At 53.0% G+C, this 13,449-nt stretch carries 13 protein-coding genes; 5 read left to right on the forward strand and 8 right to left on the reverse strand.

Going from position 1 to position 13,449, the window contains the following annotated elements; translation table 11 throughout:
* Positions 1–58: 58 nt before the first annotated feature.
* The 3 genes from GQ52_RS08435 (at position 59) to chrA (ending at position 3,208) form a co-directional block, all read left to right on the forward strand.
* Positions 59–898 (forward strand): symmetrical bis(5'-nucleosyl)-tetraphosphatase, encoded by an 840-nt coding sequence (locus tag GQ52_RS08435; RefSeq protein ID WP_081979328.1) that lies wholly within the window; start codon positions 59–61, stop codon positions 896–898.
* A gap of 14 nt (positions 899–912) precedes the next feature.
* Positions 913–1,674, forward strand: a complete 762-nt coding sequence (locus tag GQ52_RS08440; protein ID WP_047516753.1) for a TSUP family transporter — start codon at positions 913–915, stop codon at positions 1,672–1,674.
* A gap of 166 nt (positions 1,675–1,840) precedes the next feature.
* On the forward strand, positions 1,841–3,208 hold the full coding sequence (gene chrA, locus GQ52_RS08445) for a chromate efflux transporter (RefSeq protein ID WP_047516756.1): 1,368 nt from the start codon (positions 1,841–1,843) through the stop codon (positions 3,206–3,208).
* Between the two features lie 14 nt (positions 3,209–3,222).
* Here the strand turns inward: chrA and GQ52_RS08450 are convergent, their stop codons facing one another.
* The 5 genes from GQ52_RS08450 to GQ52_RS08470 form a co-directional block, all read right to left on the reverse strand.
* The gene (locus GQ52_RS08450; protein WP_047518648.1) at positions 3,223–3,957 is read right to left on the reverse strand and encodes a 1-acyl-sn-glycerol-3-phosphate acyltransferase; all 735 of its coding nucleotides are present in this window, start codon (positions 3,955–3,957) and stop codon (positions 3,223–3,225) included.
* 16 nt (positions 3,958–3,973) lie between these two features.
* The gene (locus tag GQ52_RS08455) at positions 3,974–4,762 is read right to left on the reverse strand and encodes a GNAT family N-acetyltransferase (protein ID WP_019883179.1); all 789 of its coding nucleotides are present in this window, start codon (positions 4,760–4,762) and stop codon (positions 3,974–3,976) included.
* Positions 4,763–4,926: 164 nt separating this feature from the next.
* The gene (locus GQ52_RS08460) at positions 4,927–5,385 is read right to left on the reverse strand and encodes a glycine zipper 2TM domain-containing protein (RefSeq protein ID WP_047516759.1); all 459 of its coding nucleotides are present in this window, start codon (positions 5,383–5,385) and stop codon (positions 4,927–4,929) included.
* Between the two features lie 71 nt (positions 5,386–5,456).
* A complete protein-coding gene (locus tag GQ52_RS08465; RefSeq protein ID WP_019883176.1) occupies positions 5,457–6,425 on the reverse strand; it encodes a carbohydrate kinase family protein in 969 nt (322 codons plus the stop codon).
* An 83-nt stretch (positions 6,426–6,508) separates the two neighbouring features.
* A complete protein-coding gene (locus tag GQ52_RS08470; RefSeq protein WP_019883175.1) occupies positions 6,509–7,075 on the reverse strand; it encodes a TetR/AcrR family transcriptional regulator in 567 nt (188 codons plus the stop codon).
* Positions 7,076–7,225: 150 nt separating this feature from the next.
* Between GQ52_RS08470 and GQ52_RS08475 the strand changes: the two genes are divergently transcribed.
* Positions 7,226–7,723 (forward strand): SRPBCC family protein, encoded by a 498-nt coding sequence (locus GQ52_RS08475; RefSeq protein WP_019883174.1) that lies wholly within the window; start codon positions 7,226–7,228, stop codon positions 7,721–7,723.
* A gap of 45 nt (positions 7,724–7,768) precedes the next feature.
* Here GQ52_RS08475 and GQ52_RS08480 read toward each other — a convergent pair whose 3' ends face one another.
* Genes GQ52_RS08480 through GQ52_RS08490 form a run of 3 tightly spaced genes read right to left on the reverse strand, consistent with a single transcriptional unit; the run spans position 7,769 to position 9,437 of the window.
* Complete coding sequence (locus GQ52_RS08480) at positions 7,769–8,515, reverse strand: hypothetical protein (protein WP_047516761.1); 747 nt, start codon at positions 8,513–8,515, stop codon at positions 7,769–7,771.
* Positions 8,516–8,519: 4 nt separating this feature from the next.
* Complete coding sequence (locus GQ52_RS08485) at positions 8,520–8,930, reverse strand: CopD family protein (RefSeq protein ID WP_047516763.1); 411 nt, start codon at positions 8,928–8,930, stop codon at positions 8,520–8,522.
* A complete protein-coding gene (locus GQ52_RS08490) occupies positions 8,931–9,437 on the reverse strand; it encodes a TlpA disulfide reductase family protein (RefSeq protein WP_047516766.1) in 507 nt (168 codons plus the stop codon).
* A gap of 95 nt (positions 9,438–9,532) precedes the next feature.
* Between GQ52_RS08490 and GQ52_RS08495 the strand changes: the two genes are divergently transcribed.
* On the forward strand, positions 9,533–13,402 hold the full coding sequence (locus tag GQ52_RS08495) for a DUF3683 domain-containing protein (RefSeq protein WP_047516769.1): 3,870 nt from the start codon (positions 9,533–9,535) through the stop codon (positions 13,400–13,402).
* The last annotated feature ends 47 nt before the right edge of the window (positions 13,403–13,449 follow it).

Here is a 13,449-nt window from a genome sequence, read left to right on the forward strand (position 1 = left end):
CGCTTGATTCAAGCGGCTTTTTTATTGGTGAATTCGTTTTTCTGGCAAAGTAGAATCCATGGCGAGATACGCAATTGGGGATATCCAGGGCTGCTACCACTCCCTGATGCATTTACTGGCGCAGGTGGACTTTCAGCCTGGTCGTGACAGCCTGTGGCTGGTGGGCGATTTGATTAATCGCGGTACCGGCTCTCTGGAGGTGTTGCGTTGGGTATACAGGCACCGCGAGCATGTGCGGCTGGTGCTGGGTAACCATGACCTGCATGCGATTGCTGTGGCACATCATATCCGGCCACCGCATCGCTTTGATACGCTGACAGCATTGTTTTCTGCCGACGATGGCGCCGCCTTGCTCGGCTGGTTACGCCAACAGCCGCTGATGGTGCTGGAAGATGATTTTGCCATGTTGCACGCCGGGCTCTATCCGCAATGGACTTTGCCAGAGGCCAGGGCGCTGGCGGCTGAGGTTGAAACTGTGTTGCAGTCAACAGATTATTTAAGCTTTTTGCAGCAGATGTATGGCAACCACCCGGCCGCCTGGGATGATGGCTTAACCGGTATTGATCGCTTGCGCGCGATCACCAATGCCCTGACGCGCATGCGCTTGCTGGATGACACTGGGGCAATGGAGTTTGCCTTCAAAGGCGAGGTGCAGGATATTCCGGCTGGCTATCAACCCTGGTTCAAAGTCGCTACGCGGCAATCGGCACAAGCCAGTCAAACCATCCTGTTCGGGCATTGGTCAGCCCTTGGTTTGTATCAGGGCGAGGGCGTGATTGCGCTGGATACCGGTTGTTTGTGGGGACGACAACTGACGGCTTATACGCTGGAAACAGGTGCGTTTACCCAAGTGCCCTTAGATCCGCGCGACCGGCCAGCAGGCACGGTTGGCGAGTAGTTGGCGCGCCTGTGATGGAGTTGTGGCTGGTCGTGGCGGCCGCCTTCCTGGCTGGAGTCATGGATGCGATGGTCGGTGGTGGCGGGTTGGTCACCGTGCCTGCGCTGCTCTCGACTTATACCTCACTGCCGCCTGCCTTATTGCTGGGCACCAATAAATGTTCCAGTGTGTTTGGCACCACCGTGGCTGCCTGGCGCTATAGCCATCGCGTGCAGCTGGATTGGACCTGGCTGGCCCCCGCTGCGCTAGTGGCTTTTGTCGGCGCTGGCCTGGGGGCGTGGACGCTGACCTGGATGGATCCGCAGTTCTTGCGCAAATTGCTGCCCTGGGTATTGCTGCTGGTGCTGGTTTACACCTTAAAATCTCCGCAATTTGGCCTGCATCATGCGCCGATACGGCAGAGTGCCCGCGCACGCTTGTGGCTGGCCCTGGCGATTGGGGCAGGGATTGGTTGGTATGATGGTTTTTTCGGGCCGGGCACCGGTAGTTTCTTTATTTTTCTGCTGGTGCGCTGGCTGGGACAAGACTTTCTGCATGCCTCAGCCTCGGCGAAAGTGCTGAATGCGACCACCAATCTTGCCGCACTGCTGATGCTGGCCGCAACTGGTCATGTGTGGTGGCAGGCCGGCCTGATTATGGCCGTGGCCAATGTGGCGGGTAGCCTAGTGGGGACTGCATTGGCACTCAAGCATGGTGCCGGGCTGGTGCGCAGGGTATTTATGCTGGTGGTGGTGCTACTGATTTTAAAAACGGGCGTAGATGCCTATGTCGTTTAAAGGCGTCATGCTTGTAACAGCTGTCATGGCCACTCACGCGCAACATGTTATGATGTGTGCACTGGGGATTCAGCAGCCTCCCCGCTTCAAGACGCCCTGCGTCCAAGGACTGCTCAAATCTTGGGTCATGCTCAGCCGTGAGCTATATCCTATGAAATGAGGCCTTATGCACGCACATTATTCTTCTGATATGACTTCCTCCACTGACATACACACATCACCTGCACCAGTGTCGCTCAGCCAGGCTTTCTGGTATTGGCTCAAACTCGGCCTGATCAGTTTTGGCGGTCCGGCCGGGCAAATTGCCATCATGCATCACGACCTGGTCGAGCAAAAACGCTGGATATCTGAAAAACGTTTTTTACATGCGCTCAATTATTGCATGGTCTTGCCTGGCCCGGAGGCGCAGCAGCTGGCCACCTATATTGGCTGGCTCATGCATCGCACCTGGGGCGGCGTGATCGCCGGCGTGCTGTTTGTCTTGCCTTCGTTTTTTATGCTGGTGTTACTGGCCTGGGTCTATATGGCTTATGGTCACGTGCCGACGGTGGCGGGTGCTTTATACGGCATTAAACCGGCGGTGGTAGCGATTGTATTGTTTGCGGCTTATCGCATTGGCACGCGCGCGTTAAGAAATCGCGTCATGTGGGCGATTTCTGCCTTGGCATTCGTGGCGATTTTCCTGTTCAAATTGCCGTTTCCTTTGATCGTACTGACCGCTGCAAGCCTGGGTTTTATCGGCGGACATCTGGCTCCCAAACTCTTTACCGTGGGTGGGCATGGTGCAGCCACGCATCATTTTGGCCGTGCCCTGATTGACGACGATACGCCCACACCGGCACATGCACGTTTTAGCTGGCTGGGCATGGTGCGCATTGCAGTCACGGGGGCGATACTCTGGCTGCTGGTGATGGCTGGCTTGTGGTGGCACTTCGGCTGGCAGGGGGCGTTGACGCAAATGGGCTGGTTTTTCAGCAAAGCGGCCTTGCTGACTTTTGGCGGTGCCTATGCCGTCTTACCTTACGTTTATCAGGGCGCCGTGGATCATTACCACTGGCTCAGCCCGGCGCAGATGATGGATGGTCTTGCCCTGGGCGAAACCACGCCCGGCCCATTGATTATGGTGGTAACCTTTGTCGGTTTTGTTGGTGGTTGGCTTAACCAGGCACTGGCCGCAGATGGGCCATTGCTGGCGGGTTTTTTGGCGGCGACGGTGGTGACTTTTTTCACCTTTTTGCCCAGTTTTGTATTTATTTTTAGCGGTGCGCCGCTGATTGAAAATACACGTGACAATGTACGCCTCACGGCACCACTGAGTGCCATTACCGCTGCCGTGGTCGGCGTGATTTTAAATCTAGCCCTGTTTTTTGCTTACCATGTGTTTTTGCAGAGCACATGGTTTCCTGGCGTAGACTGGCTAGCCATCGGCCTGGCCGTCGTGGCCTGGTTGGCGCTGGCGCGTTTTAAACTGAATGTGATTGCCGTGATTGCTGCGTCTGCAGTGGTGGGGATGCTGGTGCAATGGCTGCGCTAGGTCAGGCGGCCATATTAACCAAATAATGTTGCGGTAATCTGCGCGTGTGCTTGCTGAGCCAGCTGTTGTCGTGATTGTCCGCTGGCTGCAATTGGCGTACCAAAATGCAAGTGCACCGTCGGTTGCTGCATTTTCAGGTAGGCGTTCATCGATTCGATGATCGAGGTGTCGCCAGCGTAAGCTACGTCCAGGTTCGGTTGGCCATCAGGCAGTGGGTAATGAATCGCTACCGGGATGATTTTGGTGTTGGCTTCAATAGCCGCCTGAATCAGGCTGCTTTTAAACGGCAGTACACTCAGACCCTCGGTGGTAGTCCCTTCCGGAAACACGCATAGATTGTCATTCAATTTGAGCGCGTGGCTGCAAATATTCACCACGCGCGCCGCATCGCGGTTACGCGTACGATTGATGAAAATGGTACCTGACTTTCTGACCAGGTAACCAAAGACTGGCCAGTCCCTGATCTCCAGCTTGGCGACAAAGCGTACCGGGATGATGCTGTTGATGGCATGGATGTCTGACCAGGAAATATGGTTAGCCACAAACAACACGCCATGCGTGCGGATATCAGGCAACTCGCCGCTGGTCGTCACGCGCAAGTTAAAGCAGTGCAGCAGGCGCTTGCACCACCATTGAATCAGGCCGAGCCGCATCCAGCGGTTGCACACTGGCAACACAATGGCGGCTAAGGTGACACCTGTCAGGACATGCAGTGTGATGCGGGTGATGCGCCACCCGCGAACGATCATTGAGGTTTGTGGCAAGTTATTTCAAGAAATGCGCAGCATATCTGGGATTCATTCGAGACAGGGGTAACAATACCAGCATATCTGCCGTATTAAAAGCAGGGTCCCAGGCCGGTTCGCCGCAAATGTAGGCACCCAGTCGTAAATAGCCTTTGACCAGTGGCGGGCAAGCGACGGTCAGGGATTGATCCAGAGCATCAATCGGCAATGGATTGTGCGGGAACACGCGGTATTCTGCAGGCGACAAATAGTCGTCACGCAAGTTGTTAAACAGGGACGCCGCGGTATGGCCACCGTCGTGCATGGAGATGCTGGCGCAACCGATCATGTACTCATACTGGCGAGCCATCATGTATTTGGCCAGGCCTGCCCATAGCATGGTGATGGTGCCGCCGCTACGGTAGTCAGCGTGTACGCAGGCGCGGCCGACTTCCACTGTACGATCAGCCAGGGGTGCCAAACGACTTAAATCAAACTCGCCAGCGGAGTAGTAACCCCCTGCCAGCATGGCTTGCATCGGGTTCAATATACGGTAAGTGCCAACGACTTGCTGGGTCGCATCGTCGCGCACCAGTAAATGATCACAAAAGGCATCAAAGCCATCGACATCCAGCCCTTGCTGGCCTTTGATTTGTGCGCCCATTTCTTCAGCAAATACCTGGTAGCGCAGGCGTTGTGCTTCCATGATCTCTTCTGCGCTGGTGGCCAGTGCCACGCTCAGGGTTGAGGCTGGCTTACGGGTGGTGTCGGCTGGCGATTGAATTTCTGCCTGGTATGTGCCGTGTTCTTGCAGATGGCGTTCTAACATCACGCAACTCCTTGGTTGAGGTTTAGCGAGATATTAGGAGTGTCACATGAACGATTGGTGACGTTGGTGTGACAGTTGTGTGACGCCGCCAGTGACTAAACTGCTCGCGCTAAATAAAAAAGAGCGACCCATGGTCGCTCTTTTAAATGAAGCTATTTCCGCGCTTAGTGAGAAACGCGGGAGGTGCCGCCACTTTCAACAATACGCACACGCTCACCCGCGTTAAATTGCTCGTCAGCCTCTTGCACAATGGCGACCAAACCGCCGCCATCCAGCTTGACTGTGATTTCGTAAGCATTTTTACGCGTTGCCACTTCTTCTGCGGCAGAGCCCGCCAGGCCACCGGCGACTGCGCCAATCACGGCAGCAATCGCACTGCCTTTGCCGCCACCGACCGAGCTACCCGCGATACCGCCAATGGCGCCACCGGCAATGGTCCCGACAGGTGACTTGGTGCCTTCCAGTTTCACGGAGCGTACACTTTCCACCACACCGGTTTTGACTGTTTGTGCTTTACGCGCTTCGTCTCGTGAATACACATTGCCAGAGTTTGAACTGGCGCATGCCGCCAATACCCCGGTGATTACTGCGACAGCCATCCATTTTAATACGCGTGTTGTCATTTTTCTCTCCTAGTATTTACACACATCACTTCACTCTTTAACGTAAATCACTTATATCTAATGCACATTGCTTAGCTGGCAGTCTGGCGCAGGGATGGGTCTTCTTTGAGCGCATCCTGCACCAGTGCATGGCTATAAATGTTTTCAATCTCTGTTCTGCTTGGCTGGTGGTTCTGGCCGCCGCGGCTGCCAATCTTGATGGCACCCATGGTGGATGCCAGGCGGCCACAAGCCTTCCAGTCCCAACCGCGCACAATGCCGTATAACAAGCCGGCACGGTAAGCATCGCCACAGCCAGTCGGGTCTACCAAAGACTCTGCTTTAACGCATGGAATATCATGACGTTGACCATCAGCGTAAATATGCGAGCCTTCGCTACCCAAGGTCACAATCAGCGCTTTTACTTTAGCCGCCAGTTGTTCTAATGATAGCCCTGTTTTGTCTTGGATGACTTGTGACTCGTAATCGTTCACCGCCAGATAGTCGGCCATTTCAATAAAATGCAACAGTTCTTCGCCATTAAACATTGGCAAGCCCTGGCCAGGGTCAAACATAAATGGAATACCCGCATCGTGGCATTCTTTGGCATGCTGAAACATGGCATCGCGGCCATCTGGCGCAATGATTGCCAGCTTGATGTCGCGCGCATCATTCACGCTATTGGCGTGTGCATGCTGCATGGCACCTGGGTGAAAAGCCGTGATCTGGTTGTCATCCATGTCAGTGGTGATAAACGCCTGCGCGGTATAAGTGCCCGCCACTGTTGTGATATGCCGCGGGTCAATATTGTTTTGTTCCAGCCAGGCTTGGTAAGGCGCAAAGTCATCGCCGACGGTGGCCATGATGTGTGGCTGGCCTTCCAGCAGTTGAAGGTTATAGCCGATGTTGCCCGCGGTACCGCCAAATTCACGACGCATCTCCGGCACCAAAAAGGCGACGCTGAGTTTGTGGATTTTGTCCGCCAGAATATGGTTTTTAAATTGGTCAGGAAACACCATGATGGTGTCATAGGCCAGTGAGCCGCAAATTAGAATGTTCATGAACGCTTAAAGTCTTTAATTGAAAGTGAGGCTATTATTGCCGCCAGACAGGCGGCTGGCAAGTGCTGAAAGCCTGATGAGGCTCAGGATTGTTTGATGGCCATGTCGATTAAGGTTTTGGCGGCTTTTTTGGCCGATTTGATCGCGCCGGAACCACGCTTGATTTGTTCGGCCTGTACGGCGCCTTCAAACAGGATGGACAGTTGCAGTGCCAGGCCTTCGGCATCTTTAATATTGGCGTCTTGCGCCAATTTGGTGATGAATTGGCGAAATTCGCGCGATTGCTGCGAAGACAGTTGGTGGATGCGGTTTTCTTCGTTAGGGAATTCTGCCGATGCCTTGATAAAAGCGATACCGGTGAAGGAGGGCGAAGTCACCCATTCTTCAATGAATTCAAACAGTTTCTGGATTTTTTCATTCGGGCTGCCACCGAGGCCACCCAGTTTTTCATTCATCCAGTTTTGAAAGTCCTGATGGCTTTGCTGCAACACGGCCAGGATCAGTTCTTCCTTGGTCTCAAAATACTTGTAAAGCGTCATTTTGGTGGTGCCGGCCACGGCCACAATCGTATCCACGCCAGTGGAATTGATACCGCGCGTCTGAAACAGGTCAGTGGAAACCTGAAGAATCTTTTGCTTTAAAGTATTCATGCTTTGATTATAGCACTCTATACCGCCTTGTATAGAGGTAAGCCAAGGCGCAAGGAATAAATCCTATTGATTTAGTTTTAATTATCGTGTTAAATATACTATACCGTATAGTATAGTTTTATGGACAATCAATCACAACAGGAGAACATCATGCGTCAACTACAATCATTGGTATTAGCAACATTATTGGCGGCTGCAGGCAGCGCGTTTGCGGCGGAGCCGTTATTTGTGGTCAAGTCGGTGGAGCTTAATCAGCCAGTCGATGTGGTCTGGAAAAAAGTCGCTGATTTTGGCGATCTCGGCGCCTGGCATCCGGCCGTGGCCAAAACTGAAATTGTCTCTGGTAAAAATAACCATGCCGGTGCCAAGCGCGTATTAACCTTGCAGGATGGTGGCAAAATTAACGAAACATTGACTGCCTACAATGCCAAATCTAAAAGCTATTCTTACAAAATCACCGATAGCGTGTTGCCTGTGAATGAATACGCGTCTACCGTGAGTGTGCACAGCAATGGCGACGGCAAGTCTGTGGTGGTGTGGGAAGGTCATTTCTTGCCAAAAGCGCCGGCTGACGAAAAAGCGGCTTCTGATACGATTAAGGGCGTTTACGATGGTGGTTTGAATCAGCTGAAAACATTATTCCAGTAATTGGGCAAATGTGAATGATCAGCCGTCGTGATTGCGACGGCTTTTTTATTTGGAGTTCAGCATTAGCTTGGGGGTGTAATTACATTTCACCTGGTCCAGCAATTGGTTGACCAGCACTTGTTCATCGCGATTGGTGGTGACATGGCCATTGATGATGTTTTCGATATAAATACTTTTCAGTCGCTCTGGCAGTTGAATCGCTTCCAGCAAGCGGCAATCGCCGTGCTTCATGGTTTCCAGGCGGCTGTAAATGGCAGCGGTTTCAGAGGGGCTGGCTTCGTGTGACAGGGGGTGCGCAGGCGGCGAGTATTCTGGCGCTTTTGCTTGCAGCGCGGGTACTGGCGTGACCTGCATGTGCCAATAGTATCCGCCGATGACGCCAAACAATAATGTCACGATGACCACGCCATAGTTGCGGATGGCTAGCCAGTTGATTTCGCGCCTGGTTTGCACATCAAGCAGTGCCTGCGCAGCTTGCCTGGCATGTTGCAGGGCGCTGGATTGCGGATGTAGCAGTTTTTCCTGGCAGGCACTGCGCGCCATAAAATACAACTGATTGGCCAGCATGTCCGGTAGCCTGGCGCCTGCCAGTTGTGCCTGGGCGGTCAGGTAGTGTTGCAATCTGTCTGGCGGATTGCGTGCTGTTGCTGTGTCGGTTGGCAATTGCGCCATCGGGCTGGATAGCAGGTCATCGAGAATGTTGAAGAGTGCGAACAGCTTGTGCGCGGCTTGCTTGCCAGACTTGTCCAGCATGCGTATCAGCCATTCGGATTGCAGCAGCGCGTCCAGCATGCGCTTAGAATGGTTTGGTCACGACCAGAATAACCACGGCAACCAATAGCATTACCGGCACTTCGTTAAACCAGCGGAACCAGACGTGGCTGTGGCGGTTTTGCTGTGCGCGGAATTGTTTTAACAGTCTGCCGCAATAATGATGATAGCCAATCAGCGCAATTACCAGTGTCAGCTTGGCATGCAGCCAGCCGCCTGTGAAGCCATAGCCCAACCATAGCCATAGGCCAAAAGCCAGCGCCAGCAACATCAGTGGTTGCATAAAGCGATAAAGCTTATGTGCCATCAGCAGTAATCTGGCCTGGGCTTGCGGATCCTGCTCCATGGCCAGATTGACATAAATGCGCGGCAGGTAAAACAAACCGGCAAACCAGCTGGTGACAAAAATAATGTGAAACGCCTTAACCCACAGCATTTAGCTGGCTTCTTTGTCTAGTAACTGGCGCAACTCGGTGAAGTTGAGTTCGCCTATGGTTTTTTGCAGGCGCTTGCCTTGCGCGTCAAAAATAAAGGTGGTTGGCGTCAGGTTGACGTCGCCAAAGGCTTTCACCATTTCGCCGTAGCCATCATGCATGACGGTAAAAGGCAGGTTTTTCTCTTTGGTGTAATTGGCGACTTGCGCGGGTGGGTCGTAAGGCATGGCGACGGCAATCACCACCAGGTTTTTGTCTTTATATTGCTGGTAGGTGTTGATCAGGTCGGGCATTTCCTTGATACAGCCCGGGCAATCTGTGGCCCAGAAATTAACCAGCACGGTTTTGCCGCGCAGCGATTCCATGCTGATTTTCTCACCACTCAGGGTGGTGAAGGTGACCTCGGGCGCTTGCGGTTTTTGCATTACAGCCAAGGCCAGCCCTGCAAACAGGGCCAGCGCGACCAGTGGCACTACCCATTTTTTAAACTTAGATTTGAATGTAGACATCTGAAAACCTGATTAGTCAAAAACCCTGGCGGCTGTACCGTGTTTGTGCCGAATACGGCGTGGTATAATTAGCTTTTGTTTTTGATAAATTATCAATGAACGCACCTGTCAACGCAGATTTGTTAAAGCACAATTCTACTCCTCTCACGCGTTTACGCGAAATCCCGTACAACTATACCTCCTTCTCTGACCGCGAAATCGTCATTCGGTTTCTGGGTGAAGAAATCTGGGAGATTTTAAATACCTTGCGCGCAGAGCGTAAGACGGGTCGTAGTGCACGCATGTTGTTTGAGGTGTTGGGCGATATCTGGGTGGTATCACGTAACCCTTATCTGCAAGATGACTTGCTGGAAAACCCAAAACGTCGCAAGGCGCTGATTGAAGCCTTGTACCACCGCATCTCTGCGATTAATGAGCGTAGCGGCGGTAACGATAAAGTGCAAAAGCTGGTGGCTGCGGCCACCAAGGCGGTTGAAAAATTTGCCGATGATTTCAAGCAAACGGCCGATTTGCGTAAAAAAGCCTTGGCCAAACTGACCAAATTTACGCGCAAAGACAATGTACAGTTTGATGGCCTGGCACGTGTGTCACATGTGACCGACGCGACGGACTGGCGTGTCGAGTATCCGTTTGTGGTGATTAACCCGGATACCGAAGCCGAGATTTCCTATCTGGTACGTGCGTGTATCGAATTGGGCTTAACCATTATCCCGCGTGGCGGTGGTACGGGTTATACCGGTGGTGCTGTGCCATTAACGCCGTTATCTGCAGTTATTAATACCGAAAAGCTGGACCAGCACACTGGCGTGCAAATGCGCACTTTGCCGGGTGTTTCACGCCAGGTGGCCACCATTGAGTGTGGCGCCGGGGTGGTGACACGCCGTGCCATGGACGCAGCCACTGCGGCCGGGCTGGAGTTTGCCTGCGATCCAACCTCTGCTGATGCCTGCTGCATCGGCGGTAACGTGGCCATGAACGCTGGTGGTAAAAAAGCTGTGCTATGGGGGACTGCACTGGATAACCTCGCCTCCTGGCGTATGGTGACGCCGGACGCCACCTGGCTGGAAGTCGAGCGCCTGGATCATAACCTGGGCAAGATTCATGATATCGAGATGGCGCGCTTTAAAATCAGCCGCTACGACATTGATTTCAAGAATCTGCTGTCTGAGCCGGAAATCCTCGCGATTCCAGGGCCTAGCTTCCGTAAGGTTGGCCTGGGTAAGGACGTGACTGACAAGTTCCTGTCTGGTTTGCCTGGCGTGCAAAAAGAAGGTTGTGATGGCCTGATTACTTCCGCGACCTTTATTCTGCACCGTATGCCCAAGCATGTGCGTACCATTGCGCTGGAATTTTTTGGCAATGTGTCACATGCGGTACCGGCGATTGTCGAGATTAAAGACTACCTGGATGCAACCGCCAAGCAAGACCCGGCCGTAATTATGGCTGGCCTGGAACACATGGACGAGCGTTATGTGAAGGCCGTGGGTTACGCGACCAAAGCCGCGCGTCAGCAACGCCCGAAAATGGTGTTGTTGTGCGATATCGCCTCTGATGACGAGAATGCCGTCGGTGAAGTGGCGTCCGCCGTGGTGCGTATGTGTAATGCGCGTAACGGTGAAGGCTTTATTGCTGTTTCGGCAGATGCGCGTAAAAAATTCTGGCTCGATCGTTCACGTACGGCGGCCATTGCGCGTCACACCAACGCCTTTAAAATTAACGAGGATGTGGTGATTCCATTGCCACGCCTGGGCGAATACTCTGACGGCATTGAGCGCATCAATATTGAATTGTCGATTCAGAATAAATTGCGCCTGGTCGATGCACTGGAAGCGTTTGTGTCAGGTGATCTGCCACTGCAGCCGGATGAGGATGGCAATGCTGACCCTGAAGGCGTGAAATCCAAGCAGAATATTGCGCTGCAATTGTTGCGTGACGTGCGTGCCAAATGGCGTTTGCTGTTGAATACGCTGGATGAACCTGTGGCCGTGCTGGGTGAGCTTGGCAAAGCATTTACGCAATATGACAACGTGTTCCGTGCCGTGCAGTCGTATGATCTGCGCGTGTCCTGGAAGCGTGAGCTCAAGCGCCCGATGGCAGATATTTTTGCCGGCCGCGAATACCAGAAGATTCTCGACAAGCTGGATGAAATCCAAAAAACCGTATTGAAGAGCCGCGTGTTTATTGCGCTGCATATGCACGCCGGTGACGGTAACGTGCACACCAATATCCCGGTCAACTCCGATGACTACGGCATGATGCAGGACGCACACGCTGCCGTGGCGCGCGTGATGGACCTGGCACGTGGCCTCAATGGTGTGATCTCCGGCGAACACGGTATTGGTATCACCAAGATGGAGTTCCTGGACCAGGCCACCATTGATACCTTTGCTGCTTATAAAAACAAGGTAGACCCGAAAGGTCACTTTAACAAAGGCAAATTATTGATGGGTTCCGGGCTGGAAAACGCCTATACGCCTAGCTTTGGTTTGCTGGAGCAAGAGTCCATCATCATGGAGCAGTCTGCCATTGGCGAAATTGCCGATGATATTTCTGACTGCTTGCGCTGCGGTAAGTGTAAGCCGGTGTGTTCAACGCATGTGCCGCGCGCTAACCTGCTGTACTCGCCACGTAACAAAATTCTGGGTACTTCGCTGTTGATCGAAGCCTTCTTGTATGAAGAGCAGACGCGTCGCGGTATTTCACTCAAGCATTTTGACGAGTTCAACGATGTGGCCGACCATTGTACGGTTTGCCACCGTTGCGAGAAGCCGTGCCCGGTCAATATCGACTTCGGCGATGTGTCGGTCAAGATGCGTAACTTCCTGCGTGAGCAGGGTAAAAAGAAATTCAACCCAGGCACCGCTGCGGGCATGTTGTACCTGAACGCTAAGGATCCGGCGACCATTAAATTCTTGCGCGGTACCATGATCGGCATGGGCTATAAAGCCATTAATATCGCCAATAGCCTGGCCAAGAAGTTTGGCCTGCTCAAGGATAAAAAAGCGCCGCCAGCCACGGTGGGCAAGGCTGAAATCAAAGCGCAGGTGATTCACTTTATTAATCGCCCGATGCCGAAGAAAATGCAGTCCAAGACTTCGCGCGCCATGTTGGGTGTGGAAGACGACACCATGATCCCGGTCATTCGTAATCCGCAGAAAGTGACTGAAGATTCAGAAGCGGTGTTCTACTTCCCGGGTTGTGGCTCCGAGCGCTTGTTCTCTAACGTGGGCCTGGCCACACAAGCCATGCTGTATGAGGTAGGCGCGATTACGGTGCTGCCGCCAGGTTACCTGTGCTGCGGCTATCCGCAAACGGCGTCGGGCAACCATGACAAAGGCCAGGAAATCACCGCCGATAACCGTGTGTTATTCCATCGCGTGGCTAATACGCTGAACTATCTGGACATCAAGACGGTGATTGTGTCTTGCGGTACCTGCATGGATCAGTTGCAGAAATACGAGTTCGAGAAAATTTTCCCGGGCTGCCGTCTGCTTGATATCCACGAATACCTGATGGAAAAAGACATGCGTTTGCAAGGCGTGACTGGTACACGTTATATGTATCACGATCCATGCCATTCGCCGATGAAAACCTACAAGCCGTTGGAAGTCACCAACAAGCTCATGGGCACCGATGTGGCACTGAATGACCGTTGCTGCGGTGAGTCTGGTACGTTTGCAGCGGCACGTCCTGACATTGCGACCCAGGTGAAATTCCGCAAGCAGGAAGAGCTGGAAAAAGGCATGGAAAAAATGGGCCTGACCGTCGGTGCACCTGAGCAGGCTGTCAAGATTTTGACCTCTTGCCCAAGCTGCCTGCAAGGCTTGTCACGTTACGGTGACGACACCGGTATTGAGGCCGACTACATCGTGGTGGAAATGGCCAAGCATGTGCTGGGTGAAAACTGGATGGAAAATTACATCCAGAAAGCCAATAACGGCGGCATTGAGAAAGTGCTGCTGTAAACAAGATAAACCCCGCGAAAGCGGGGTTTCTGCTAGTGGTCGTGTGG

This window comes from Methylophilus sp. Q8 (assembly GCF_000800115.1).
GTDB lineage: Bacteria > Pseudomonadota > Gammaproteobacteria > Burkholderiales > Methylophilaceae > Methylophilus.

Coding starts and splice junctions, on each gene's coding strand:
- GQ52_RS08440 (WP_047516753.1), top strand. CDS start 913: ATGGAGTTGTGGCTGGTCGTGGCGGCCGCCTTCCTGGCTGGAGTCATG.
- GQ52_RS08480 (WP_047516761.1), bottom strand. CDS start 8,515: ATGCTGGACGCGCTGCTGCAATCCGAATGGCTGATACGCATGCTGGAC.
- GQ52_RS08455 (WP_019883179.1), bottom strand. CDS start 4,762: ATGTTAGAACGCCATCTGCAAGAACACGGCACATACCAGGCAGAAATT.
- GQ52_RS08485 (WP_047516763.1), bottom strand. CDS start 8,930: ATGCTGTGGGTTAAGGCGTTTCACATTATTTTTGTCACCAGCTGGTTT.
- GQ52_RS08435 (WP_081979328.1), top strand. CDS start 59: ATGGCGAGATACGCAATTGGGGATATCCAGGGCTGCTACCACTCCCTG.
- GQ52_RS08475 (WP_019883174.1), top strand. CDS start 7,226: ATGCGTCAACTACAATCATTGGTATTAGCAACATTATTGGCGGCTGCA.
- GQ52_RS08490 (WP_047516766.1), bottom strand. CDS start 9,437: ATGTCTACATTCAAATCTAAGTTTAAAAAATGGGTAGTGCCACTGGTC.
- GQ52_RS08460 (WP_047516759.1), bottom strand. CDS start 5,385: ATGACAACACGCGTATTAAAATGGATGGCTGTCGCAGTAATCACCGGG.
- GQ52_RS08470 (WP_019883175.1), bottom strand. CDS start 7,075: ATGAATACTTTAAAGCAAAAGATTCTTCAGGTTTCCACTGACCTGTTT.
- GQ52_RS08465 (WP_019883176.1), bottom strand. CDS start 6,425: ATGAACATTCTAATTTGCGGCTCACTGGCCTATGACACCATCATGGTG.
- GQ52_RS08495 (WP_047516769.1), top strand. CDS start 9,533: ATGAACGCACCTGTCAACGCAGATTTGTTAAAGCACAATTCTACTCCT.
- chrA (WP_047516756.1), top strand. CDS start 1,841: ATGCACGCACATTATTCTTCTGATATGACTTCCTCCACTGACATACAC.
- GQ52_RS08450 (WP_047518648.1), bottom strand. CDS start 3,957: ATGATCGTTCGCGGGTGGCGCATCACCCGCATCACACTGCATGTCCTG.